At 32.5% G+C, this 24,966-nt stretch carries 26 protein-coding genes; 2 read left to right on the top strand and 24 right to left on the bottom strand.

The window, feature by feature from the left end; genetic code table 11:
- Positions 1-247 precede the first annotated feature (247 nt).
- Positions 248-892, bottom strand: a complete 645-nt coding sequence (locus CHB72_RS00985; RefSeq protein ID WP_089280990.1) for an undecaprenyl diphosphate synthase family protein — start codon at positions 890-892, stop codon at positions 248-250.
- Positions 893-1,381: 489 nt separating this feature from the next.
- On the opposite strand from CHB72_RS00985, the gene CHB72_RS00990 reads away from it, so the two are divergent.
- Positions 1,382-2,578 (top strand): pyridoxal phosphate-dependent aminotransferase, encoded by a 1,197-nt coding sequence (locus CHB72_RS00990; RefSeq protein ID WP_089280991.1) that lies wholly within the window; start codon positions 1,382-1,384, stop codon positions 2,576-2,578.
- A 160-nt stretch (positions 2,579-2,738) separates the two neighbouring features.
- Here CHB72_RS00990 and CHB72_RS00995 read toward each other — a convergent pair whose 3' ends face one another.
- The 16 genes from CHB72_RS00995 to surE all read right to left on the bottom strand — a co-directional run bounded on the left by CHB72_RS00995 (position 2,739) and on the right by surE (position 16,487).
- Positions 2,739-3,317, bottom strand: coding sequence for a MerR family transcriptional regulator (locus tag CHB72_RS00995; RefSeq protein ID WP_089281198.1), 579 nt, complete (start codon positions 3,315-3,317; stop codon positions 2,739-2,741).
- Between the two features lie 163 nt (positions 3,318-3,480).
- Positions 3,481-4,479: a M42 family metallopeptidase gene (locus CHB72_RS01000; protein ID WP_089280992.1), complete on the bottom strand. Its 999-nt coding sequence runs from the start codon at positions 4,477-4,479 to the stop codon at positions 3,481-3,483.
- On the bottom strand, positions 4,479-5,501 hold the full coding sequence (locus CHB72_RS01005; protein WP_089280993.1) for a M42 family metallopeptidase: 1,023 nt from the start codon (positions 5,499-5,501) through the stop codon (positions 4,479-4,481). The genes CHB72_RS01000 and CHB72_RS01005 overlap by 1 nt, the downstream gene beginning before the upstream one ends.
- Positions 5,492-6,547, bottom strand: a complete 1,056-nt coding sequence (locus CHB72_RS01010) for a M42 family metallopeptidase (RefSeq protein ID WP_089280994.1) — start codon at positions 6,545-6,547, stop codon at positions 5,492-5,494. Before CHB72_RS01010 ends, CHB72_RS01005 begins: the two co-directional genes overlap by 10 nt.
- A gap of 20 nt (positions 6,548-6,567) precedes the next feature.
- Complete coding sequence (locus CHB72_RS01015; RefSeq protein WP_089280995.1) at positions 6,568-7,341, bottom strand: CheR family methyltransferase; 774 nt, start codon at positions 7,339-7,341, stop codon at positions 6,568-6,570.
- 105 nt (positions 7,342-7,446) lie between these two features.
- Positions 7,447-8,613, bottom strand: a complete 1,167-nt coding sequence (gene rpsA, locus CHB72_RS01020) for a 30S ribosomal protein S1 (RefSeq protein WP_089280996.1) — start codon at positions 8,611-8,613, stop codon at positions 7,447-7,449.
- 21 nt (positions 8,614-8,634) lie between these two features.
- The gene (locus CHB72_RS01025; protein WP_089280997.1) at positions 8,635-9,477 is read right to left on the bottom strand and encodes a 4-hydroxy-3-methylbut-2-enyl diphosphate reductase; all 843 of its coding nucleotides are present in this window, start codon (positions 9,475-9,477) and stop codon (positions 8,635-8,637) included.
- Positions 9,478-9,606: 129 nt separating this feature from the next.
- Positions 9,607-10,293: a (d)CMP kinase gene (gene cmk, locus CHB72_RS01030; RefSeq protein ID WP_207652469.1), complete on the bottom strand. Its 687-nt coding sequence runs from the start codon at positions 10,291-10,293 to the stop codon at positions 9,607-9,609.
- Between the two features lie 210 nt (positions 10,294-10,503).
- Positions 10,504-10,944, bottom strand: coding sequence for a hypothetical protein (locus tag CHB72_RS01035; protein ID WP_089280999.1), 441 nt, complete (start codon positions 10,942-10,944; stop codon positions 10,504-10,506).
- 18 nt (positions 10,945-10,962) lie between these two features.
- The gene (locus CHB72_RS01040; protein WP_089281000.1) at positions 10,963-11,568 is read right to left on the bottom strand and encodes a histidine phosphatase family protein; all 606 of its coding nucleotides are present in this window, start codon (positions 11,566-11,568) and stop codon (positions 10,963-10,965) included.
- A gap of 284 nt (positions 11,569-11,852) precedes the next feature.
- Positions 11,853-12,719 (bottom strand): MurR/RpiR family transcriptional regulator, encoded by an 867-nt coding sequence (locus CHB72_RS01045; protein WP_089281001.1) that lies wholly within the window; start codon positions 12,717-12,719, stop codon positions 11,853-11,855.
- 49 nt (positions 12,720-12,768) lie between these two features.
- Positions 12,769-13,323, bottom strand: a complete 555-nt coding sequence (locus tag CHB72_RS01050; protein WP_089281002.1) for a 2-oxoacid:acceptor oxidoreductase family protein — start codon at positions 13,321-13,323, stop codon at positions 12,769-12,771.
- A gap of 35 nt (positions 13,324-13,358) precedes the next feature.
- A complete protein-coding gene (locus CHB72_RS01055; protein WP_089281003.1) occupies positions 13,359-14,186 on the bottom strand; it encodes a 2-oxoacid:ferredoxin oxidoreductase subunit beta in 828 nt (275 codons plus the stop codon).
- A gap of 1 nt (position 14,187) precedes the next feature.
- Positions 14,188-15,327 carry a 2-oxoacid:acceptor oxidoreductase subunit alpha gene (locus CHB72_RS01060; RefSeq protein WP_089281004.1) on the bottom strand — a complete coding sequence of 380 codons (1,140 nt, stop codon included), beginning with the start codon at positions 15,325-15,327 and terminating at the stop codon, positions 14,188-14,190.
- Positions 15,317-15,532 (bottom strand): 4Fe-4S dicluster domain-containing protein, encoded by a 216-nt coding sequence (locus tag CHB72_RS01065; RefSeq protein ID WP_089281005.1) that lies wholly within the window; start codon positions 15,530-15,532, stop codon positions 15,317-15,319. Before CHB72_RS01065 ends, CHB72_RS01060 begins: the two co-directional genes overlap by 11 nt.
- 190 nt (positions 15,533-15,722) lie before the next feature.
- Positions 15,723-16,487, bottom strand: a complete 765-nt coding sequence (gene surE / locus CHB72_RS01070; RefSeq protein WP_089281006.1) for a 5'/3'-nucleotidase SurE — start codon at positions 16,485-16,487, stop codon at positions 15,723-15,725.
- A 160-nt stretch (positions 16,488-16,647) separates the two neighbouring features.
- Between surE and CHB72_RS01075 the strand changes: the two genes are divergently transcribed.
- Entirely contained in the window at positions 16,648-17,289 is a 642-nt protein-coding gene (locus CHB72_RS01075; RefSeq protein WP_089281007.1) for a hypothetical protein, read from the top strand.
- Between the two features lie 42 nt (positions 17,290-17,331).
- Here CHB72_RS01075 and CHB72_RS01080 read toward each other — a convergent pair whose 3' ends face one another.
- From CHB72_RS01080 to CHB72_RS01110, 7 genes are all read right to left on the bottom strand, one after another.
- Positions 17,332-18,732 (bottom strand): oxaloacetate decarboxylase subunit alpha, encoded by a 1,401-nt coding sequence (locus tag CHB72_RS01080; RefSeq protein ID WP_089281008.1) that lies wholly within the window; start codon positions 18,730-18,732, stop codon positions 17,332-17,334.
- Between the two features lie 44 nt (positions 18,733-18,776).
- Positions 18,777-19,355, bottom strand: coding sequence for a class I SAM-dependent methyltransferase (locus tag CHB72_RS01085; protein ID WP_089281009.1), 579 nt, complete (start codon positions 19,353-19,355; stop codon positions 18,777-18,779).
- Between the two features lie 8 nt (positions 19,356-19,363).
- Positions 19,364-19,816 carry a GNAT family N-acetyltransferase gene (locus tag CHB72_RS01090; RefSeq protein ID WP_089281010.1) on the bottom strand — a complete coding sequence of 151 codons (453 nt, stop codon included), beginning with the start codon at positions 19,814-19,816 and terminating at the stop codon, positions 19,364-19,366.
- Positions 19,817-19,840: 24 nt separating this feature from the next.
- Positions 19,841-20,545 (bottom strand): pseudouridine synthase, encoded by a 705-nt coding sequence (locus CHB72_RS01095; RefSeq protein WP_089281011.1) that lies wholly within the window; start codon positions 20,543-20,545, stop codon positions 19,841-19,843.
- A gap of 202 nt (positions 20,546-20,747) precedes the next feature.
- Positions 20,748-22,046, bottom strand: a complete 1,299-nt coding sequence (asnS, locus tag CHB72_RS01100; RefSeq protein WP_089281012.1) for an asparagine--tRNA ligase — start codon at positions 22,044-22,046, stop codon at positions 20,748-20,750.
- A 41-nt stretch (positions 22,047-22,087) separates the two neighbouring features.
- Complete coding sequence (gene purB / locus CHB72_RS01105; RefSeq protein WP_089281013.1) at positions 22,088-23,527, bottom strand: adenylosuccinate lyase; 1,440 nt, start codon at positions 23,525-23,527, stop codon at positions 22,088-22,090.
- A gap of 73 nt (positions 23,528-23,600) precedes the next feature.
- Positions 23,601-24,794: a pyridoxal phosphate-dependent aminotransferase gene (locus CHB72_RS01110; protein WP_330396947.1), complete on the bottom strand. Its 1,194-nt coding sequence runs from the start codon at positions 24,792-24,794 to the stop codon at positions 23,601-23,603.
- Between the last annotated feature and the right edge of the window lie 172 nt (positions 24,795-24,966).

The raw sequence follows: 24,966 nt of genomic DNA on the forward strand, positions 1-24,966 counted from the left end.
GCCCTTTACAAATATTTCTTTTTGCGCTCTGTGAAAGTGACTGACACCAAATCGAAGATTTGGGTCATCTACTTGCACTCTGCGAAAGTGACTGACACCAAATCGAAGATTTGGGTCATCTACTTGCACTCTGCGAAAGTGACTGACACCAAATCGAAGATTTGGGTCATCTACTTTTCATTAATATATTATATCCTAACTTGACCTATAAAAAAAGCTTCTTTAGTACTTCATAAGTAAATGCTGACTATCCTCCTAATGTGACATCCTGCTTATCATACCATTCTAATGCTTCAAATAAATGTTTAGATTGGAAATTCGGCCAATAGTCATCCACTACATAAAAATCAGAATATACTGATTGGACTGGAAGAAATCCACTTAGTCGACGTCTACCTCCCCATCGAATGATTAAATCTATACGGGATATATCATAGGAATATAAATTTTGCATTATATTATCTTTGCTGCTTGAGTCATTTACAGAGGCCTTTGATAAATCCCAATGCCATCCGTAATTTACTAAAAAATTAACCTTTGTTTTACCTTCCCCAAAAGCTTTCCTTGTTGTATAGGATTCTAACTCTTTAGGAAACATAGGTGAATCTGTATTTCCAATAACTAATAAAGATGCGTCTTCTTTCGATAGTATATTTACCGCATCAATACATGCTTTCGTAAAAGCCAATGTTTGTATAGATGGCCTTTTGGTATTATCCATTGTAAAGCCATAATAGGTTAGTTCCTTTATTCCCACTTCTTGACAAAGCTTAAATAATTCTACACCTGGTCTTAATCCGCTATTATAGCCCTCCTCTTTTCCCAAGCCCTTTTCTTGGGCCCATCTTCTATTTCCATCAGGAATTATTCCTATATGTGTTGGCATTCGCATTTTTCTTCCTCCAAACTATAATTTCAATTCAATAAGGGCTTTGCCCGTCATTCAACGTTTTCAGTGGGAGATTGAACTCCCACTGAAAAAATTAAGTGGAACCCGCCGCCTATAGAGGCGGGGGACATCTTAATTTAGTTATATTTTTTCATTATTACCATTAACTAAATCTATCATTCAAATCGCAAAATAATATTTGCGAATTTATTCTATAGATAACCAATTTTAAACTTTAATTTTGATATACACGGTCTACGGTTTCGCCCAAAACCATGGGTTGCAAATGTAGCCCTTAGTATATCAAAATTAAGTTCTGTAGTTGGTTATCTATATCAATATATCAATTTTGAATAAAATTTATATATAATTTAATATAAAATCTAAATATTCCAACTTATTTTCAGTGCAAAGGTTTTCCTTGTTTAATTTTTACAAATTGTGTTATTATATAATTGTGTACATAAATAATATATATAGGAGGTAATTAGTATGAATTTATCTAAACGAATCACTGGCATGCAAGAATCTCCCATTAGAAAACTAGTTCCTTATGCACAAGCTGCTAAAGCCAAAGGAAAGCATGTTTATCATTTGAATATTGGACAACCTGATATAGAAACCCCGTCATCCTTTATGGAATCTATTCGTAATTTTGATGAAAAGGTTTTAGCTTACTCTCTATCACAAGGTATGCCTGAATTAATTGATTCCATTATCAACTATTATAAAAAATACGATATGGAGTATGAACAAGATGAAATATTGATAACGAACGGAGGTTCTGAAGCTCTTTTATTTGCCATTATTGCTATAGCTGATACAGAGGATGAAATATTAGTACCCGAGCCCTTCTATACAAACTATAATGGCTTTAGTTCAGCTGTAGATGTTAAGGTTTCTCCTATTACCTGTAAAGCTGAAGATGGTTTCCACTTACCAAGCAAAAAGAGCATTGAAGAGGCAATCAACCCTAAAACAAGAGCGATACTTTTATCTAACCCAGGTAATCCAACTGGTGTTGTATATACAAAAGAAGAGATAGAAATGTTAGCAGAACTAGCTAAAGAATACAATTTATTCATTATTGCAGATGAAGTATACAGAGAATTTGTTTATGATGGATTAGAATATACTAGTTTTGGTAACATTGAAGGAATCCAAGATCGAGTAATTATTATAGATAGTGTATCTAAGCGATATAGTGCTTGTGGTGCAAGAATTGGTTCCATTGCTAGTAAGAATAAAGAATTGATGAAACAAATACTAAAGCTTTGTCAAGGTAGATTATGTGTACCTACATTAGAGCAAGTTGGCTCTGTTGAGTTGTATAAAACTTCAGAAGAGTATTTTACCCTAGTAAATGAAGAATATCAGAAACGTAGAGATATCGTTTATACTGCTCTAAATAATATTCCTGGTGTTCTATGCAAAAAACCGACTGGTGCATTTTATGTGGTAGCTAAATTACCAGTTGATGATGCAGAAAAATTTGTTATATGGATGCTAAATGACTTTGATGTAGATAATAGCACTGTAATGTTAGCACCAGCTGAAGGCTTTTATGCTACTCCTGGCCTGGGAAAAGATGAAGCTAGAATTGCCTATATTCTAAATGAAAATGACTTAACAGCATCTATGGATCTCTTGAAAAAAGCTTTAGAAAGTTATCCAAATAGAACATTATAAATTTAATAAAATCTAGACTGTTGAAAAGCCTTCAGATTCGAGGCGCAAGAAAATCCAGCAACCGCAGCGTATACAGAAATACGTAAGGGTGCTGGATTTTTGAAGCAACGAAGAAGATGGAGGTTTTTCAACAGTCTGAGCTCGGATTAAATCCGAGCTTTTATTGTTTACTTCCAAATATTTTAGCGAAAATAGAAACCTTTTTGTTTTCCTCTCTTTTTAGTTTTTCCTTTAACTCTGCCATCTCATAGGACTTCTCTTTAATTTTCATTTTTAGTTTTGCATTTTCACATATTAAAACATCTTTTTCTTGATTAACAAGCTGATTCTGAAGCTCATCTATTTTATAATAAAGCTCTTCTATATCCTTTTTATAGTCAATTTGTTGAATGTGAGCAAATAATTGTTTTAGAATAGTATACAAATTTTCATTACCAAATTCTGCTATGTATGAGGAATTTTCTAAATTTGCTACCGAAGCAGCTATTTCTTGTGCATTATCCTCATTCATCACTATTTCAGGTGATTTTAATACCTGCTTTATTTGTTTGTTTGTTAGTCCCTTTTCCTGCAGAGTTTTGATGTTCCGCAGTTCTTCTAATTCTTTATAGGTAAAAAACCTTCTATTACTTTCATTTCTTGGAATTTCTAAATCAAATTCTTTTTCATAGTATCTTATAACATGGGGTTTGAATCCAGTTATTTCGGAAATTTCTTTTATAGAATATATTTCATTCATTACTTCCACATCTTCACCTCCTATAGATTTCTTCCATATCTATGGAAGGTTTTCCTTTAAAAAACTGAAAATTTCGTTATACAAATTCAGTCATTCTCTAATAAAAGGTTAAAGCTTTAGACAAAAAAAGACATGCACACCATGTCTTTTTAAATAAGTATTTTTATTCGATGCTATTTTGTAAAATATACTTTGTTAATTCAACTGAATTCTCTATGTCGGAAAGAAATACCATTTCACAATTACTATGGAGATATCTACAGGGAATCGAAAGAACACCTGAAGGAACACCACTTTTAGTAATATGAATAGCTCCAGAATCAGTTCCTCCATGCTCCAGCACTTCCATTTGATATGGTATGTTATTTTCTTTTGCTTGTGCTATCATATAATCCTTAACCTTAGGGTGACATAGTATTGAGTTGTCTTTCACCTTAACTGCTGGACCTGCACCCAGTTTTACTGCCATTGTTTTAGCCTTAGGAGTATCTCCTGTCGCTGTAACATCGAAGGCTATGGCTATGTCTGGTTCTATTCCAAATGCTGCAGTCCTTGCGCCCCTAGTCCCAACTTCCTCCTGTACTGTAAATACAAAATATAAATCATTATTTGTATTTTGTATTCTTTTTAATGCTTCAATCATTATGAAGCAACCTATTCTATCATCTACAGCTTGAGATATAACTTTTTTATCATCTATTAAAGGCTCACTATGATATACACAGACATCTCCTATTGAAACCATGGTTTCTGCCTCTTCTTTATTGCTGGCTCCAATATCGATGTAGAGCTTATCTAAAGTTAAATCTTTTAAGCTATCGATCTTTTCATTCCCTATTACACCAATAATCCCATCTTCAAAGATAACTCTTTGAGATAGTGTTATAGCAGGGGAAATACCTCCTACATTAGTAAATCTTAAAAACCCTTTATCATCAATATAGGTTACCATTAATCCAATATGATCCATATGTCCTGCCAACATTACTTTGGTTCCATTACCTTTTCTTCTGGCAATTAAATTTCCTAATGGGTCAACTGAAATTTCATCAACATAATCTTCAATCGCATTTTTTATTAATTCTCGAACATTTGATTCGTTTCCTGAAGGAGAATAGGCTGAGAGCATTTTTTTTAAGAGCTCAAGATCTAAGTCATGCATTATATTATACCTCCTTTACTAATCTCTTCAATATATTTGATAACTAACTCTTTCGTGTTATCTACATCGTTTTTGCTCAAAACTGAAACTGGGGAGTGAATATATCTACATGGAACAGCTATCGATACACAAGGTGTACCTGTACCTGCAAGATGAAATTTGCCAGCATCATTACCTCCGAAGGTAGTTCTACGATATTGCCAGGGAATGTTATACTTTTTTGCTGTATCTATTACAGATTGTATATGCTTTTTTTGATATATGGAAGTCTGATCCATGATAGAGATGGCTGGTCCCTTATCTAAGGTAGTAACTTGAAAATGTGGCTCGATATCAGCAACATCAGAACAGGTAGTTCCTTCCAAAACGATTATTAGATCAGCCTCTAATTGATTCGCTGCAACCTCTGCACCTCTTAATCCAATTTCTTCTTGAACAGTAATCACAGCTGTAACATTCACTGGAAGTTGTCTTTTCAAAACATCTATGATGACATTACAGCCTACCCTGTTATCTAACGCTTTTGCTTTTATTCTATTTTCTCCAAATTCCACGTATTCACTATGGAAGCTGATATAGTCTCCAATAGTGACTTTTTTTTCCGTTTCTTCTTTACTTTTTGTGCCAATATCTATGTATAAATCATCATAGCTTAAAGCTTTTTCCCTTTCTGTAGGCTTTTGCATATGAACAGCCTTAGCTCCTATGACTCCTGGAATTCTAGCGTCACCGATTAAAACAATCTTAGATACTAGTATTCTACTATCAATCCCGCCAACTGATATGAATCTTATCAATCCACTATCCTCTATCCCTTTGACCATAAATCCAACTTCATCCATATGGGCAGTAATAACAACATTGTAAGAGGAGTTAGGTGTTTTTTTCTCTGCTATAATATTTCCGATTCTATCTACTTTAACTTTATCGACAGTATCCTTCAGCTCTTCCAGTATAACATTACGAATCTCCCTCTCACACCCTGAAACACCAAAAGCACTCGTTAGTTTTTTTAATAGCATGATAACAATTCCTCCAAATCCACTTGATTTAAGGCTACTATAAAATGGGCTAACAGTTTACCAGTTTTTTCAATATCAGAAATACTTATTGTTTCAACAGAAGTATGCATGTATCTTAATGGAATAGATAAAAGTCCAGTTGCTACACCTTCTTTTGAAACCTGCATAGGCCAAGCATCTGTTCCAGTTCGTCCTGGAGCTACTTCTATCTGATAATCAACGTAATGCTTCCCTGCTACTTCCTTCAACTTTTTAAATACTTCAGGATGTATATTTGCTCCTAATGTTATGGCAGGTCCCTTGGTCATTTCTATTGTATCAAATTTATTTAATTCTGGTGTTCTTCCAAAACCTACATCTATAGCAATTCCAATTTCGGGGTTGATTCCATAGGTTGAAGTGATTGCACCTCTAGTACCTACTTCTTCTTGTACAGTACCAACACAGTAAACATCCATATCATGTTTCATTTCCGCTAGTTCCTTTACACATATATACATTGCTGCAACTCCAGCTCGATCATCGAAGGCTTTTCCTGACATCCAATCATTCAATAAAAATGTTACATTTCTTTTTATCGTAATGACATCACCAATTTTGATTAAAGACTCTACTTTTTCTTTATTTAAACCTACATCAACCACTAATTCTTCTATCTTTAATGCCTTACTTCTTTCTTGCTCCGTCGTTAGATGGGGAGGCTTCACTCCAATAATTCCAAAAACTTTTTCTGTCCCGTGAACAATAACTTCTTGGCATAGCAATGTCCTTTGATCTATTCCTCCGATATTTGTAAATTGAATGTATCCATTTTCATCAATTTCTTTCACCATAAGGCCTATTTCATCCATATGAGCCGCTAGCATGATTTTTCGCCCATCATTTTGTGTTCCTTTTTTAACACAAATGACATTGCCTAATGGATCAGTGTAAATGTTATCAGTATACTGTGCAAAAGATGTATATACTAATTCAGCAATCTCTTTTTCATGACCAGAAACACCAGTTGCTTCGGATAATTTTTGTAACAATTCTTTTATTTCCATAAGCAGCTTCCTTTCTTTGTTTAAAACATTTTTGTATAGAAAAAAGTTTTAATTGGTGCTAATTTATATCTATGCGGTAATATGATTTGTTCAGTACTTCCAACAAATAATATACCATTATTATTTAACGATTTATAAAATTTATGATACATTTCCGCTTTTGTTTCCTCTGTAAAATATATCATTACATTTCTACAGATAATCAAATCACAATCATCTGGATATTTATCCTCCAAAAGGTTATGCTGTTTAAAAGATATTCTTTTCTTTATTTCATCAGAGATCTTGTAGCTTTCACTAATTTTTTCGAAATATTTATTTATAAACTCTATCGGGAGATTATCTAGACTCTTTTTTGAATAAATACCCATATTGGCTTTAGCTAATGCGCCTTTATCGATATCTGTAGCTATAATATTAATTTCATGGATTGGAAGGAACTTTGTTAACAACATAACCAAAGAATATGGTTCTTCACCTGTTGAGCATGCGGCACTCCATATTTTAAGCCTTTTTTTGTTTTTTAGTAGTTCAGGAAACACTTCTTTTTCTAATGTATTCCACTGTTGTGGATTTCGATAAAACTCAGATACATTTATTGTCAGGTAGTTAACAAATTCTTCTAATAACTTTGGGTTTTTTGTAAGCGCTTCAAAATATTTTTCATATGTATCATAGCTATTGCGAGTTATTAAAGATTCAATTCTTCTTTTCATTTGTCTTTCTTTATAGCTAGATAAATTAATTCCTATCATTTTATATATTTTTTCTTTAAAAACATTATAGCCTTCCATTTTCTGTCCCCCCTACTTATAACATTTTATTAATTACGGCTAAACTTTTTTATAGATAGAAATAGTATTTTATAATTTCCTACTGTATTGTAAAAAATAAAGAGTCTATGACTCTTTATTTTCATTGATACTTTCAGGTGTATTAACAACATCTCCAATTTTTACTGATTCATCATCGCTAATATATTCCTGTATCGTATCTTCTTCCTTCTTTTCTGTTGCTAGTATACTTAGACTAATTCGTTTTCCCTCTTTATTTATATCTAGAATTTTCACTTTTACTTTTTCATGGACATTTAAAACATCAGAAGGCTTTGCAATATGCTTGTCACTAATTTGCGAGATATGAACTAATCCATCTAAACCTGGTTCTAGTTCAATAAAAGCACCAAAATCTAGTAATTTTACAACTTTACCTTCTACAATATCTCCTGCTTTATAATTCTCTTCAACGGAATTCCAAGGTTGTGGTTGTGTGTTTTTTAGACTTAAGGATATTTTCTCAGCAGTTTTATCAAAATCTAAAACCTCAACTTCTACAATATCTCCACTTTTTAATATTTCTGATGGATGTTTGACTCTTCCCCATGACATCTCAGAAATATGTACTAAACCATCAATTCCTCCGATATCAATAAAAGCACCAAAATCCGTGATTTGTCTTACTTCTCCTTTTATACGTTGACCCTTTTCTAATTGGTTGAAGACTTCATGTTTCTTTTCTTTCTTCTCTTCAACTACAACTATTTTTCTTGATAATACTACTTTGTTTTTTTTTCGATCAAATTCTATAATTTTTGTATTAAAGCTTTTACCAACAAAGCTTTTTAAATCCTCTACATATTTATCAGACAATTGACTAGCCGGAATAAAACATCTTATTCCTCTCGATATTGAAACAACACCACCTCGAACAGCTTCAATAACTTTAGTTTCTACCAAGGACTGAGACTCTTTATTTTTTTCCAAGTCTAGCCAACCCTTTTCAATATCTACTTTCTTTTTAGATAATAAAACATTGCCTTCACCATCATCTACCTTAATAACATATACTTTTATTTCATCTCCTATTTTTACAATATCATGTGGGTTAATTGAATTATCATTGGAGATTTCGTTTCTAGGTATGATCCCATCGGCTTTGTAGCCAACGTTTACAACAATTTCATCTCCTGTAACGTTTATTACTTTACCTGTTACTATATCCCCTCTATGTAATCTTATCATAGACTTTTCTATTTCTTCCATCAAATTTTCCATTTCATTATTCATTTTGTAGCCTCCTTAGTTAAATTATATATTACTTAGTTTATGAATAATTTCATTAATAATCCATTTTGGGGTAGATGCTCCAGCAGTTACACCAACTATTTTGTATTGTTTTATATCTTTTAGCGGTAAATCTTCTACAGTTTCTACATGGTAGGTAGCATCAGGTTTTATTTCTTCACAGATAGACACTAGCTTTTGAGTATTGGAACTATGATATCCGCCAATTACAATCATTGCCTCTACCTTCTCTGCTAAGTTTTTTGCTGCCAGTTGTCTTTCTTTAGTGGCTGAACAAATCGTATTAAATTTTACAATTTCATTTGCATAATTTTCTAGTTGTTCAATAATTTTTTCATATTGATCAACTGACATTGTTGTCTGCGCTACTACACATAGCTTATCAAACTTAGGTATTTGTTTTAAATTCTCTTCATCTTTTATAATGATCGCTTCATTATTACACCATCCATTAATCCCTATAACCTCTGGATGTTTTGGATTACCAATGATAGCTATAGTATATCCTTTATCATGATATTTCTTAGCAATATTTTGTATTCTTCTTACAAATGGGCAGGTTGCATCAATAATGTTTAATCCTTTGTCTTTAGCAATTTCATATATTTCTTCTGATACGCCATGGGATCTCACAATGACTGATCCAGTAGATATATCATTAATATCTTCAAATACTTTTACCCCTTTCTCTTCTAAGTCTTTTACTACCTGATTATTATGTATAAGGGGGCCTAGTGAAGAAATGTTATCTTTCACTTGCTTTTTTTCTAATTCTTCAAAGGTAGTGTTGATGGCTTTTTCTACTCCAAAGCAAAATCCTGAGTAGTCAGCTAGTATTACTTTCATTATTAGCCTCCTGTTAAACAACATGTTATGTTAAGTATTTTATCATAAAAAGTAGTCCAAAATTAATTTCTATAAAATATTAAAAATTCCTTCTTTATTATTTAATAGTTTTTGAAAAGGTTATCATTCTTAGTTGTTTAATAAAGTATTACTATCCTTTTTTATTTTTTTCATAATCAAATTTATTATCCTTTCTACTACTTCATCTATGTTTAAACCTGTAGTGTCTATAATGATAGCATCTTCTGCTTTAACTAATGGAGCGTACTCTCGCTCAGTATCAATTCTATCCCTTTCCACTATCGACTTTTCAATATCCTTTAAGTCTATATTTTCACCCTGCTTTAACAGCTCAGAATATCGTCTGTATGCTCTTTCTTCAATCGAAGCTGTTAAAAATATTTTTATATCTGCATCTGGCAAAACAAAAGTACCAATATCTCTACCATCCATAACTACACTATTACCCAATGCAATTTTTTTTTGAAGTTTAACTAATATTTTTCTCACTCCGGGAATCTGAGCTATGTAGGAAACATGATCATTTACCCCTTGACTTCTTATCTCATCCTTTACATATTTTGCATCAACATATAACTCGCCTTTATTAATATTTATATCCGTATTAGCTGCCAGTTGAATTATTTCTTCATGATTATACATACTTATATTATTCATAATAGCTTTATAAGTTAAAGCTCTATACATAGCACCAGTATCAATATATGTTATATCAAGACTTTCAGCTATTTTTTTAGCGATTGTACTCTTACCTGCTCCTGCTGGTCCATCAATAGCTATTTGTATATTATTCAATAATATTCCTCCCATTAAAGTGTTTAAACCACCAGTAGGGTGGTTATTTTTGCTTAACCTCTCTGTTGTGGCATACACTATTAAAATTATACATTAATTTTTTCAATTACTCAAGTATAGATATACGCTTATAGAGTTTAATACACTAATGGCTACATTTGCAGTCTTCAGCAATAGATGAAAGCATATGAAATTAAAGTATAGAGGCTATTAAAATCGAATTAAGCATAGAAATTCTATATTCTGGTTCACAATAACTTGCCTTGCTAAGTCTTCTCCTTTTAGTTTTAGAGATTTATCTACCACTTCTAGTTTTATCTTATCTTTATACATGGTACCATTAATTTGAACTACATCTCCTTTTTTTACAGGAACTAGCAGCACTTCGTCTTTTCTAAATGTTTGAAAAATTTCACCATTAATTAACACCTCCAGGTCAGGATAATTCTTATCTGCTATCAACTGTAGCTTTATAAAACTTTCTTGATCTAATGGCAGATATAAGCTATATTGGCTTCTGTCACTAAAATAGGAGGTATGATAGTATCTAAAGTAATTTGTATAATAGTTAAAAACAAGAATTCCTAAAATAAAATGTATTGAAATAAAGAAAAAGATTTTTTCTATTTTATCTATCTTCAAACTTTTCATTGTCTTCACCATGATTTCTTATTTTAAATGACATTGATCATTATATTTCAATAATACAGGTCCATAATTTTCAAAACTAATAATATTTAGACTACAATTTTGTTGTTTTAATCGATAATAACTACATAATTCCATTCCCAAAATATGTAATAGTAATAATTTAATGATTGTACTGTGACTAATCACTAATATGTTAGAATAGAAGGAATTAATAACTAGTCTTTCAAAAAATTTTACTATTCTTTCTTGAGCTGCTAATAGTTTTTCGCCCTCTGGTATACAGACGTTATGTGGTTCGTTTCTCCATTTCTTTAATTCATTAGGATACAATCTTTCTATTTCTTGACTCGTTAGCCCCTCCCATCGTCCATAATTGATTTCATTTAAATCTTCATTACAAAAATATGGTACATTGACTCTATTACTGATAATTGACGCTGTTGATTTAGCCCTAGATAAGCAACTTGAGTAAATAACTTCGATATTCTCATTTATTAGTCTTTCTGCCAATAAATCTGCCTGCTGTAATCCTAGCTCAGTCAATTCAGAATCCTTTATACCCTGTGTTCTTCCTTGTAGATTCCAATTGGTTTCTCCATGTCTAGCTATATATAATTTTTTCATTTTATCTTGCCTCTATTTGTAAGTATAGTTTTTTTTATTTATGCTCAAATACTAAGGAAATTATTACAACTATTCATATAACAAAAAAATAGAGTACCTTTTTATTATTAGGTACCCTAATCTTTTTTTATGATCAATAAAAAAGTAGATGACTCAAATCTTTGATTTGATATCAGTCACTTTCACAGAGTAAAATTAAAACTTTATAGGATTATATATAAGTTATCATTTTCGTTATTTGTTCCATCTAAGGTAGATCTTTAACTTTTTCAAAAGAAGACTTTTTACTTTTCTGTATCATAAACATGATGTTTATCCCATAAAGTCTCTAATTTATTAAAGTATGCTGTTATTTCTTCTTTTTCTCGCATCCCAACTGCTATTGTGAGTGCATTAATTAAGCTTAAGGGGGCTACTAGGGAATCGACGAAGGATGCCATATTATTTTTAGCTGTTAAACAGTAATTAGATATTCCATATATTGGTGACATAAAGCTATCAGTAATTGAAACAATCGTTGCATTTTGTTCTTTAGCATATTTTAGTGCTTCTACAGTTCGATTAGAGTATCTTGGAAAGCTTATACCAATAACTAAATCTTTATCAGATACCCTAAGCATTTGTTCAAAAATATCGCTAATGCCGTATCCTACAATTTTCACATTATCTAGAATCATATTTAAATAAAATCCTAAGTATTGGGCTAATGCTGTTGAACTTCTAAGTCCAATGATATAGATCTTGTCCGCAGCTAATATCTTATCCACAACTGTTTGAAAGACTTCAAAATCCATACTTTCTTGTGTAGAACGAATATTTTCTATATCAGATTTGAACATTTTCTTTAAAATCATCTCTTCGCCAGAGTAATCTCTAGCCATTTCTACCCGTTGAACAGTCGTAAGCTTTACTTTGATAATGTCCTGTAAACCTTTCTGTAGTTGAGGGTATCCATCAAAACCTAAAGCGTTTGCAAATCTTACAACTGTGGATTCACTAACTCCAACGATCTTAGATAATTTTGAAGCAGTCATAAATGCAGCTTTATCATAATTATCAACAATATATTGTGCAATCAGTTTTTGTCCTTTACTTAATCTAGTAAAGTTTTTTTGGATCTCTTGTATTAAATCTTTTTTTTCCTCTTTCATAGGTCCTCATCCCACTTTTATAATATTTTTGTATTAAATACTTAATATTCTAAACAATGACCTTCAAGGATGTGTGTTCTTCAACTAAATGATATCCTTCCATCAAAGCTTGTTTGTTTAACTCCTCTGTTCCTTTAGGAACTCTATTAAGAACTGCTTTCTCTAGTGCTTCCTTTGTAACAATGTTTGTTAACTGTTGAATTGAACCAATTGCTACAATATTAGCAACCATAGATTTACCGACTTTTTCTGCAGCCGTTGATAATATTGGTATCTGTAGAATTTTATGAGTTGTATTATTATGTTTTACTATTGAATCAATAATCAGAATACCATCATCTTTTAATGTCTTTATATATTTGTCATATGCCACTTGAGTTAAAGCTAATAATACGTCTGCCTTTTCTACCTTGGGATAATCAATGACATCACTACTAATAATTACTTCAGCCTTGCTAGCACCACCTCTTGCTTCAGGCCCATAGGATTGAGATTGCACAGCATTTTTTCCATCTATTATTGCCGCTTCTGCTAAAATAATACCACCTAGAATTAAGCCTTGACCCCCAGAGCCACTGAGTCTTATTTCCTGTTGACTCTTCATAACATCTCTCCTTTAATCTACTTAATTTTTTTAGACTATTTGCTTTCACGAACCATCTCTATGATTTTCATGTATTCTTCAGTGTATTCTGGTTCAGTAGTTTTCTTAAATTCTCCTATTAAAAATTTCCCATCTAACTTTTCTTTTGGTAATTTTTCAGCTACCTTTGCATCAACTGCAAAATCTTTCAAGTACTTCATCATATCTACAGCAGAACCTTTTTTGTTTTTTCGTCCGTAATAAGTTGGACAGGTACTAATTGCATCAACCAGAGAAAATCCTTTATTTTCTATAGCACTTTCAATTAATTTTATTAATTGAGTTGTATGATAAGCTGTTCCCCTAGCAACATAAGTAGCGCCCGCACCAGCAGCTAGTTTACATACATCAAAAGCTTTTTCAATATTTCCAAAGGGTGCTGTTGTTCCAAATTCAGCAGTTGGCGTTGTTGGTGAGTATTGTCCGCCAGTCATTCCATAAATGTTATTATTAAATACAATTGTCGTAATGTCTATATTTCTTCTAGCTGAATGGATCAAATGATTTCCACCAATCGCAGTGCAATCACCATCTCCAGTTATAACGATAACTTTAAGCTCTGGATTTGCTAGCTTTACACCTGTAGCAAAAGCTAGTGCTCTTCCATGGGTTGTATGTAAGGTATTAAAATCCATATACCCTGGAGCCCTCGACGAACATCCAATTCCCGATATAACACATACCTTTTTCTTATCTAGATTACAGTTATCAATAGCTTGTGCAACAGCCTTCATTAAAATTCCATGTCCGCAGCCTGGACACCAGATATGAGGTAATCTTTCCATTCTAAAATTATTTTTTAATAACTCGCTACCTGTATGCATCTTATAGCACCTCCCTAATTTTAGTTAGGATTTCTTCAGGAGTAATTGCCTCTCCATTAACTTTGCCTAAATGACTTACTTCAGCTTGCCCTGCAACGATTCTTTCTACTTCCAATACATATTGTCCTAAATTTAATTCAGGCACTAGTATTTTTTTTGTATTTGAAATTAACTCTTTTACTCTTTTTTCTGGAGAAGGCCATATTGTTAAAGCTTTAAACAATCCTACCTTTAAACCTAATTCTCTAGCCTTTTTTACTGCACTTCTAGCAGAACGAGCTGTACCACCATAGGCTAATACAATTAAATCGGCATCTTCTACTTGCTCCTCTTCATACATTATAATGTCGTTAACGTTTACATCTATTTTTTTCATTATTCTTCTTAAAAGGTTGTCAGATACTTCAGCATCATTTGTAGGAAATCCGAATTCATCATGCATCAATCCTGTTACATGAAAGCTAAATCCTTCTCCAAAGGCAGCCATTGGTGGTACTAATCCACCCTCTACTGGCCTATATGCCATATAATTTGTATCTCCCACCTCTGGCTTTAATCGATCTATTACTTCTATCTCATCTTCAGCGGGAATCTCTATTTTTTCTCTCATATGTCCAACAATTTCATCCAACATCAAAAATACTGGTGTTCTATATTTTTCTGCTAAGTTAAAGGCTTTTATGGTTAAATCAAAGGTTTCCCTTACAGAAGTAGGAGATAGTGCTATAACTGGATGGTCACCGTGGGTCCCCCATTTAGCCTGCATAATATCTCCTTGTGAAGGTGCTGTTGGTAATCCAGTACTTGGGCCCGCTCTTTGAACATCTATTATCACACATGGGATTTCTGCTAATGCTGCATAACCAATATTTTCTTGCTTCAATGAAAACCCTGGTCCACTGGTTGCTGTCATAGATTTAAGCCCTGCTAGTGAACCTCCAATTGTTGCAGCCATGCCAGCAATTTCATCTTCCATTTGAATGAATTTGCCACCTATCTGCGGCAACTTTTGTGCACAAATCTCAGCTATTTCTGTGGAAGGAGTTATAGGATAGCCTGCATAAAATTTCATCCCTGCTGCAAGAGCTCCTTCAACACATGCCTCATTCCCCTGCATTAATTTTACTTTTCTATTTTTCATTGTTATCCACCTCCAAATAAATAGCGTAATCTGGACATCTTAATTCACATAAGCCACATTTTATGCACTTTTCTTTATCTGTAATATGAATTTTATCGTCCTTTAGCTCTAAAATTTTCACAGGACAAAATTCAACGCAAATGTTACATCCCTTGCACCATTCTTTAACAGTTTTTAATTCTTTGTTAACTTTTTCATTAGCCACCCTTTACAACTCCCTCCATCTTCATAAACTATTACATTTTCTTCTTCTTAATAACAGAATATCATTCTTTCAACTATTTTGCAATTTATATTTCATAATTCAAAAAATATTTATTTGTTTTGCAATTTTTATTTCACATTTTTCATTTTTCACTGTTTTTTCGCAAAAAAATATAACCTATTTTATTAGGTTATATTTCAAAATTCCAGCTTTTAATTTTTTCGAAGGTTTTAAAATGAGTTAAATCAAAATGTATAGGTGTAATAGAGATATAATTGTCTTTCAAAGCTACAATATCACTTTCTGTATTTTGCTCCATTTCAACTACTGTGCCTGAAGTCCAGTAATAGGAATTTCCTCTGGGATCCTTTCTTTCAATAAATGTATTAGCATATTTTCTGATTCCTAGAGTGGTTACTTTTACTCCCTTTATCTTATCCTTTGGGCAGGTTGGATAGTTTATATTAATAATTGTATCTATAATACTCTGATGATGAAATATTTTCTCCGCCATCCTGCATGCAAAATCCGATGCATCTGTGTATTCTTTTATATGAATATTCCCCATAGATATAGCGATTGAGGGAATATCCATAATAGCTGCCTCTACTGCTGCTGATACAGTGCCAGAATAAATAACGTCTGTTCCAAGATTAGGTCCGTTATTGATACCGGAAACAACAAGATCAGGCTTTCTGTCCTTTAACAACGCTTCAGTTGCTAATTTTACACAATCTGCTGGTGTACCATTAATCGAGTAGGCCTCAATCGTTGTATCAAAAAACTTAACTTTATCCACTCTTAGAGGATGGTGTATAGTGATCGCATGCCCTGTTGCACTTCTTTCTGTATTAGGAGCCGCTACAATTACTTCACCAATATTTTGTAACCCTTTAGCTAAATAGTATATCCCTTCTGCAAATATGCCATCGTCATTTGTAACTAAAATCCTCATATTTTTCCTCCTTTATAAGGATACGCCTCTAAATTTTAATTATAAAGCCTTATATGTTTAATATTTATTAATAATTTAATCATATATAGTCCATCAATTACAAATAATATAAGAACTAACTTTGTTTAATTAAATATATCTTTCTTATTGAGGTGATACTTTGATTCAAATTGATGATGCAGGTAGCGGAAGCCTACTTGGTGGAACAATTATTGGTGTTCTAAGAACAGAAACTGGTGAATTTACATATGAAATTATTCCTTTGAAATTCTATAGAAACCAAAATTTCGAAAATAAAGCTTATATACAATATGTGATACCTATCGTAAAGAAAATGTTAAAAAAGCTAAGAGTCAATAAAAATGAAGGCATTGAAATTTGTCGTGGTTATATGTTTGATGCATTAGCCCTATGGCTTGAAGATCATGGATATCATTTTATAAAAACAGAAATCAAGGATCCTCTTCAGACAAAAATAGAAAAAACGTTTGAAGAATATACTATTGATTTAGGATTGCCAAAAAGCTTCATCACTTATACAAAATATCCTTTTCATTTTCACCGAATTTTAAAATGGGTTTATGCTGACCATCCAAAACGACATTTATTATGTAAAACAGGTTGGAAAAGCTGGAAAAAGTATGGTAATTTAGAGGTGCAACATAATAGAGAATTAATTAGAAAAAACGATCTGATGTGCTTAAAGTGCTATAAAAATATTCCTCAAGATACCGAAGGCATTGCTATCACATATACTAGCAATAAACTTACTAAAGTATTTGTTCATAATTCTTGTATATAGATAGCCCCTAGTATTCTAGGAGCTATCTGTTTTGTGATTTTTTTACACTGGATGTGTTTTTTCTTCTTCATTATATAAGGTAGACTCTATCTTATATTTTTCTGCCCATCTTTGTTTAAAGAAGTTCATTGCAACTTGAGGGAAAAGAGCATAGGATAATACATCCTCCTCCTGCTCCATATACTCCTTCATCTCGTTTTTTAAAGATTCTAATTGAGGTGGTATATGATTAGCAGGTCTATCGGTAATTAACTCTTTATTACCTATAATTGCCTTTTGTATTTCTTCTTTTATTGGTATTGTAGGTTGCCCATATAAACCACCCACATAATCTTTTATTTCTTTAGGCACCATTTTATAGCGTTCTCCCATAATTACATTAAATACTGCCTGTGTTCCAACCATTTGACTCATTGGTGTTACTAGTGGCGGAAAACCTAAATCTTCCCTAACCCTTGGCACTTCAGCTAATACCTCTTCGAATTTATCTAATTTATTTTGCTGCTTCAATTGAGAGATTAAATTTGATAGCATGCCCCCAGGAACTTGATATATAAGCGTATTTGCATCTACACCCAATACCTTGGGATCAATAAGCCCTTCTTTTAAATATTTATCACGTAAAGGTCTAAAATAATCCGCTATTTCACTTAACAACTCTAAATTCATGCCAGTATCGTATGGTGTATCTTTTAAAGCAGCTACTATAGGCTCTGTCGGTGGTTGAGAAGTTCCCAATGCTAAGGGGGAGATGGCGGTATCAATAATATCTACTCCAGCTTCAATTGCTTTCAAATAGGTCATAGAGGCGATTCCACTACTATAATGAGTGTGCAAATCTATAGGGATTTTTACTGCCTGCTTAAGCTGTTTTACTAAGTCATAGGCAATATATGGAGTAAGAATACCAGACATGTCCTTGATGCAGATTGAGTTTGCTCCTAAGTTTTCCATTTCTTTAGCTTTGTCTACATAGTATTGCAAATTATGGACTGGACTAATTGTGTATGAAATAGCACATTGTGCGTGTCCACCTTCTTTATTTGTGACCTTTAAAGTAGTTTCTAAATTTCTCAAATCATTTAAAGCATCAAATATTCTAATAATATCTATACCATTATAAACTGATTTCTTAACGAATTCACTGACTACATCATCTGCATAGTGCTTATATCCTAATAAATTTTGACCCCTCAATAACATTTGTAGTTTTGTGTTTTTAACAACCTTTCGTATGCTTCGCAGCCTCTCCCAAGGATCTTCATTTAAAAATCTTAGGCAGGAATCAAAGGTTGCTCCTCCCCACATTTCTAGTGAATGATAACCTACCTGATCCATTTTTTCTGCAATAGGCAACATATCTTCAGTTTTCATTCTAGTAGCAAGTAGAGATTGATGAGCATCTCTAAATACAGTTTCAGTAATTTTTAATTTTGTATTCATTTGCACTTACCTCCTTATTAAAGTATGAGTAATAATAAAAAAAATTATTTTTTCTCTATAATTAAAATTATAGGGGGATTATTTTTATGGTTCATATAACTACATTTTAATACTGTAAATTTAGAATCCTCTAGCTGATTAACATAAGTAAGCAAGGCATTCTTTTCTTCCATTCCACCTAAGTGACCATAATAAATAATAAAAGAGATGATCCCCCCTTTTTTTAACAATGATAATGCTATAGAAAGAGCTTTTATAGTAGTGTTAGGATTCGTAACTATTTCCTTAGCCCCACCTGGCAGATAACCCAAGTTAAACATGACAGCATCTATCGGCTGTGTTATATATTTTTCCATATTTTCGTGCCCATCGAGAATCAGTTTAATGTTGGTTGAATCAATTGTTATGTCTCTTTCCTTAAACCGCTGTCTAGTCTTTTCTAATGATTCTTGTTGTATATCAAAAGCATATACAATACCTGAAGAACTCACCTGTTCCCAGAGAAATAAGGTATCATGACCATTGCCCATTGTAGCATCAACTACAGTCCCACCTTGATGAATTCGCTCTCTTAATAAAGAGTGCAAAAAATCAGTTGTCCTATGGATTGACTTTGAGTTCATTTCACACCTCAGTTTTTATTATTTTTACACCCTTTTTTAAAGAATAGCGGTATATTGCAATAATATGTAGAGTTAGAATCATAATCCTTTATTGCGTCCATGATAGCTGTTGAAATTGAAGCCTCTCGAAGTAAAACAAATCCCTCTTTTCTTAGGAATCCATTAAGCTGTATATTATCCTGAACCAAAGTCCATAGGTAACCGTTCTTTTCAAGATAATTCAATGTAGCTCTTAATAATCCATCACCTAAGCCCTGTCCCCTTTCATTTTCATTTACATAAATATTAATTATTTCCGCTATGTGTTGCCCAATATCAATTTGTGTAAATCCTAAAAATTGATTATTATCAAAAGCAACTATAAATTCTTGGTTGCTATCTTCTTCATAAAAAACATTATCCTGATAAAAATCTACCAAAGCTTCAATTTCATCTCGAAGTATTTTTCTAACAGTAATCATTTTTTTTACTCCTTTATCATATTTTTATAGCTCTTTCAGGTATTTAATCTCGTTTTCAGTTAAGTATCTCCACTTACCAATAGGAACCTCCCCTAGTGATATATTTCCCATAGCTATTCTTTTTAAAGCCATAACAGGATGCCCAACAGCATCACACATTTTTCTTACTTGTCTATTTCTGCCTTCTCTAATGATTATTTCTACAATACTATGTTTTCTATCTTTTTTAAGGAGCTCTATTTTCGCAGGCAAGGTAACATAATCTTCTATTGGTATACCATTTCTAATCATTTGCATTTCTTTGTCTGTCATTATGCCTTCTACCTTAGCAATGTAGGTCTTTGTAACTTTAAATTTAGGGTGTGTCAATTTAAAGGTTAATTCTCCATCATTTGTTAGCAGCAACAAGCCCGATGTGTTATAATCTAATCTCCCTACAGGAAAAATCCTATAGGGTAAATCTACTAAATCTATTACCTTCTTTCGGTTAAATTGATCTGATGCAGTGGTTATATACCCTGTAGGCTTATTTAATAGAATATATACCTTTTTCTCAGTTAATTCAACAGGTTTATCATTTATGGTGATTCTGTCATTATCTGGATCTACCGTATATCCCATCTCTGTAATCACTTTTCCATTTACTTTAATGATACCCTTCTCTATTAATTCTTCACTTTTTCTTCTTGAAGCGATTCCACAGGAGGCTAAGTATTTTTGCAGGCGCATTCCTTTCACTTCCTTTAATCTACTTTACACCTTAAAAGTCTACTGTTGTTTGTATGTATATAAGTAGAAAATTCCCTCTTATTCAATTTTTATTCTTTTAATTACTTGAGAAACACTAAGAAATAATAGCCATTTATTAATAAAACTAATCGTAGTCTTATTAGACCACAATTAGCTTTATTATTTAAAAATTCATCAGTTACTATGGATATACACGGTTTAATGTACGGGCAAAAGGAATTGTTTGTCTAATATGATCTATACCACATATCCACGCAACTGTTCTTTCTAGTCCTAATCCAAATCCTGAATGGGGTACTGATCCGTATCTTCTTAAATCTAAATACCATTCATAAATTTCCATAGGTAAATTTTCTTCTTTGATTTTATGTAAAATCAAATCCAAGTCATGAATTCTCTGGGAACCACCAATAATCTCGCCATAGCCTTCTGGGGCAATTAAATCAGCTCCCAAAATAACATCTGGATTCGTAGGATCAGGCTGCATATAGAAAGCCTTCATTGCTGTTGGAAAATGTGTGATAAATACTGGTTTATCAAACTGTTCTGCAATATAGGTTTCATGCGGAGCACCAAAATCATCACCCCATTCAAACTCATAATCTGCTTCCTTTAGCATTTTTACTGCGTCTGTATAGGAGATTCTAGGGAATGGTGCTTTAATACTTTCTAGCTTTGATGTATCTCTTCCTAGTATTTTTAATTCATATTGTTTATTTTGAAGTACCTTTTGTGCAATGTATTCTAACATTTCCTCTTGTATTTTCAAGTTGCCTTCAAAATCTACGAAGGCCATTTCTGGTTCTACCATCCAAAACTCATTAAGATGTTTTCTAGTTTTTGACTTTTCAGCTCTAAAGGTAGGTCCAAAGCTATATACCTTACCAAAGGCCATTGCTGCAGCTTCTGCATATAATTGTCCTGTTTGTGACAAATATGCATTTTCCCCAAAATAATCTATTTCAAACAATTCTGTTGTTCCTTCACAGGAGGACGGGGTAATGATAGGAGGTTCTACTAATACGAAGCCTCTTTCATGGAAAAACAATCTAATGGCTAGATTAATTTCATCTCTGATTCTTAATATAGCATTTTGTTTAGGTGTTCTCATCCAAAGATGTCTATTTTCCATTAAGAAATCTGTGCCATGCTCCTTAAGAGAAATTGGATAACCTTCCTCAGCAATATGTACTGGTTGAACATCCTTAACTAATAATTCAAAGCCACTTGGCGCTCTATCGTCTTTTTGTACTATGCCGATTACTTCCATGGAAGATTCCTGTGTCAAGTCTTTGCATGCCTTAAAAACTTCTTCTTGCACTTCATTTTTAACAACAACCCCTTGAATAAACCCAGAACCATCCCTTATTTGTAGGAAATGTATTTTACCACTAGAACGTTTATTATATAACCAGCCTCTTAGAAGAACTTCTTGTCCATCATGTTTATTTATCTCTTCTATAGTTGTGAATACAGCCATTGGGCTACACCTCCAAATTTACTTGTATAATTCAATTTAATTTAAACCTTTAAATCAACTTCAATTCCAATTAACTCTTTGTTTACTTCTAAGAGTGGATGAATATATTCTTCTAGAAACTCTGTAACCTGTTGTGGTGCTCTCCCAATGAAGTTTAACGGATTCATGATCTGGGATAATATATTCTCTGAAAGATTAAAGGTACGATCTTGAAGGATTCGATGTAATAAATCATTTTCTTTTCCTTCAATTTTCACTACCTTGGCAGCTTCCATAGAATGTATTCTTATTTTCTCATGTAACTCTTGCCGATCTCCACCATTTTTTACAGCTTCCATAATAATATTCTCTGTTGCCATAAAAGGCAATTCTTTTTCAATATGTTGATTGATCATATTTTCATATACTACTAATCCATTACTAACATTTATGGAAATCTCTAAAATCGCATCAGTAGCCATAAATATTTCAGGTATGACAATGCGCCTATTTGCTGAATCATCTAAGGTTCTTTCAAACCATTGAGTAGATACCGTCATTGCAGTATTCTGCACCCCAGCTATTATATACCTTGCTAACGAAGCAATTCGTTCACTTCTCATGGGATTTCGCTTATATGCCATTGCCGAGGATCCTATTTGATTCTTTTCAAATGGTTCTTCTATTTCCTTAAGATTTTGTAATAGTCTAATATCATTTGTCATTTTATGTAGACTTTGTGCTATACCACTTAATATGGATAATACCTCATAATCTAATTTCCTAGTGTAGGTTTGTCCCGTAACTGGAAAAGTTTTTTCAAAGCTCATTTTTTCAGCTACTTTTTTATCAAGCATTTTCACTTTATCATCATCATCATCAAAGAGGTTCATAAAGCTTGCTTGCGTACCTGTTGTGCCTTTTACACCTCTAAGCTTCATTTTATTCAATTGCGTTTCTACATTTTCTAAATCCATTAATAAATCATGTAACCATAGTGTAGCCCTTTTCCCAACAGTTGTCAATTGTGCTGGCTGAAAATGTGTAAACCCTAATGTAGGTAAGTTTTTATATTCATTACAAAATTTCGATAGTACAAAAATGAGATTAACTAATTTCTTTTTTATTAATTGTAATGCATCCCTCATAATGATAATATCTGTATTATCACCTACAAATGCACTTGTTGCTCCTAAGTGTATAATAGGTTTTGCTTTAGGACATTGTTCTCCATAAGCAAAGACATGAGACATCACATCATGCCTTGTTTCCTGCTCTCTCTTTTTTGCTACTTCATAATTGATTGTATCTCTATATTTCTTTAATTCTTCTATTTGTTCATCAGAGATAGGCAAGCCTAATTCTTGTTCAGCTTCTGCTAGTACAATCCATAATTTTCTCCAGGTAATAAATTTATTGTCGGAGGAAAATAAATAGTTCATGTCTTTACTTGTATATCTTTCAATTAAAGGGTTCTGATATGTTGATGAACTCAAATTCATATTGCTCCTTTCTTCAAATCATTAATTCAATACGGTATGCTTCAACAAATAAGATATGAGAAGTCCCCATATCTTATTTGTTCAAATAGTCATCAATTCGATTAAGTCCTTCTTCAATATTTTCTAATGAAGTAGCATAGGATAATCTCATGAAATCATCAGCTCCAAATGCTAGGCCTGGTACAATTGCTACCTTAGCATTTTCTAACAGTATTTCTGCAAAATCAATTGAATTTTTAATAGTATGACCTTTTATCTCTTTCCCAATCCATTTCGAGATATTCATCATTACATAAAAAGCACCTTTTGGCGTAATACAAGATAAATCCTTTATTGCATTTATTCTATTTACCATGTATTTTCTTCTCTCGTCAAAAGCTTTTCTCATTTCTTCTACTGAAGATTGATCTCCTTTTAACCCCTCAATGCTTGCATATTGTGCTACTGTGTTAGGGTTAGAGGTAGCATGACTTTGAATATTTCCCATCACTTTAGCGATTTCTTTTGTTGATGCTGTATAGCCTATTCTCCAGCCAGTCATAGCATATCCTTTAGACATTCCATTAATTACTATAGTTCTTTCTTTTATCTCATTGTTTAGACTGGCAATACTAATATGAATCTGACCATCATAAACCAATTTTTCGTATATTTCGTCAGAGACAACGATAAGATTATTTCTAACAGCTACTTCAGCAATTTCTTCTAACTCCTCTTTAGAATAAAGAGATCCAGTTGGATTGGATGGGCTATTTAAAATAATAGCTTTTGTTTTTGACGTTATTACTGATAACAAGTCTTCTTTCTTTAATTTAAATTGATTTTCTTCACTACATTCTATGTATACAGGAATCCCATCCGCCATTTTTACTAGTTCTGGATAGCTTACCCAATAGGGAACAGGAATAATAACTTCATCTCCAGGATTGCATATTGCTTGAAAAATGTTATACAATGAATGTTTTGCACCATTAGATACAATGATATTTTCAGGATGATAGGACAAATTATTTTCTTTTTCAAGTTTTTGGCAAATAACCTTCTTTAATTCTGGTAATCCTGCAGCGGCAGTATAACCTATTGATCCTTTTTCTATGACCGCTATAGCAGCTTTCTTGATATTTTCTGGAGTTTGAAAATCTGGTTCTCCAACACCAAAACTAATAACATCTATACCTTCTGCTTTCATCTGCTTTGTCTTAGCATCAATGGATAATGTCGGTGATGCTGAAATGTTAAGATTTTTTTTAGAAAGTGTAATATTCATTGATTCCCCTCCATAATATTTATTAATTTTGCCACTAAATTAATTATAGATACGCCCTTAAATTTTAATATACTAAGGGCTACATTTGCAGTCCTTGGTTTTGGACGAAACCGTAGACCGTGTATATTAAAATTTAAGTCTAAAGGCGTATATCTATATACATATTTCTGCA

This window comes from Anaerovirgula multivorans, assembly GCF_900188145.1.
Lineage (GTDB): Bacteria > Bacillota > Clostridia > Peptostreptococcales > Natronincolaceae > Anaerovirgula > Anaerovirgula multivorans.

Bases quoted from the DNA above. Each gene is read 5' to 3' on its own strand.
- CHB72_RS00985 (WP_089280990.1), bottom strand. From the start codon at position 892: ATGCGAATGCCAACACATATAGGAATAATTCCTGATGGAAATAGAAGA.
- CHB72_RS01085 (WP_089281009.1), bottom strand. From the start codon at position 19,355: ATGAACTCAAAGTCAATCCATAGGACAACTGATTTTTTGCACTCTTTA.
- surE (WP_089281006.1), bottom strand. From the start codon at position 16,487: ATGAGGATTTTAGTTACAAATGACGATGGCATATTTGCAGAAGGGATA.
- CHB72_RS01025 (WP_089280997.1), bottom strand. From the start codon at position 9,477: ATGAAAGTAATACTAGCTGACTACTCAGGATTTTGCTTTGGAGTAGAA.
- CHB72_RS01080 (WP_089281008.1), bottom strand. From the start codon at position 18,732: ATGAATACAAAATTAAAAATTACTGAAACTGTATTTAGAGATGCTCAT.
- CHB72_RS01050 (WP_089281002.1), bottom strand. From the start codon at position 13,323: ATGAAGAGTCAACAGGAAATAAGACTCAGTGGCTCTGGGGGTCAAGGC.
- CHB72_RS01095 (WP_089281011.1), bottom strand. From the start codon at position 20,545: ATGCGCCTGCAAAAATACTTAGCCTCCTGTGGAATCGCTTCAAGAAGA.
- CHB72_RS01035 (WP_089280999.1), bottom strand. From the start codon at position 10,944: ATGAAAAGTTTGAAGATAGATAAAATAGAAAAAATCTTTTTCTTTATT.
- CHB72_RS01110 (WP_330396947.1), bottom strand. From the start codon at position 24,794: ATGAATATTACACTTTCTAAAAAAAATCTTAACATTTCAGCATCACCG.
- CHB72_RS01090 (WP_089281010.1), bottom strand. From the start codon at position 19,816: ATGATTACTGTTAGAAAAATACTTCGAGATGAAATTGAAGCTTTGGTA.
- CHB72_RS00995 (WP_089281198.1), bottom strand. From the start codon at position 3,317: ATGAATGAAATATATTCTATAAAAGAAATTTCCGAAATAACTGGATTC.
- CHB72_RS01005 (WP_089280993.1), bottom strand. From the start codon at position 5,501: ATGCTATTAAAAAAACTAACGAGTGCTTTTGGTGTTTCAGGGTGTGAG.
- CHB72_RS01055 (WP_089281003.1), bottom strand. From the start codon at position 14,186: ATGCATACAGGTAGCGAGTTATTAAAAAATAATTTTAGAATGGAAAGA.
- CHB72_RS01040 (WP_089281000.1), bottom strand. From the start codon at position 11,568: ATGAAAAAATTATATATAGCTAGACATGGAGAAACCAATTGGAATCTA.
- CHB72_RS01000 (WP_089280992.1), bottom strand. From the start codon at position 4,479: ATGCATGACTTAGATCTTGAGCTCTTAAAAAAAATGCTCTCAGCCTAT.
- CHB72_RS01010 (WP_089280994.1), bottom strand. From the start codon at position 6,547: ATGGAAATAAAAGAATTGTTACAAAAATTATCCGAAGCAACTGGTGTT.
- CHB72_RS00990 (WP_089280991.1), top strand. From the start codon at position 1,382: ATGAATTTATCTAAACGAATCACTGGCATGCAAGAATCTCCCATTAGA.
- CHB72_RS01015 (WP_089280995.1), bottom strand. From the start codon at position 7,341: ATGGAAGGCTATAATGTTTTTAAAGAAAAAATATATAAAATGATAGGA.
- rpsA (WP_089280996.1), bottom strand. From the start codon at position 8,613: ATGAATAATGAAATGGAAAATTTGATGGAAGAAATAGAAAAGTCTATG.
- asnS (WP_089281012.1), bottom strand. From the start codon at position 22,046: ATGGCTGTATTCACAACTATAGAAGAGATAAATAAACATGATGGACAA.
- CHB72_RS01045 (WP_089281001.1), bottom strand. From the start codon at position 12,719: ATGAAAGAGGAAAAAAAAGATTTAATACAAGAGATCCAAAAAAACTTT.
- purB (WP_089281013.1), bottom strand. From the start codon at position 23,527: ATGAATTTGAGTTCATCAACATATCAGAACCCTTTAATTGAAAGATAT.
- CHB72_RS01060 (WP_089281004.1), bottom strand. From the start codon at position 15,327: ATGAAAAATAGAAAAGTAAAATTAATGCAGGGGAATGAGGCATGTGTT.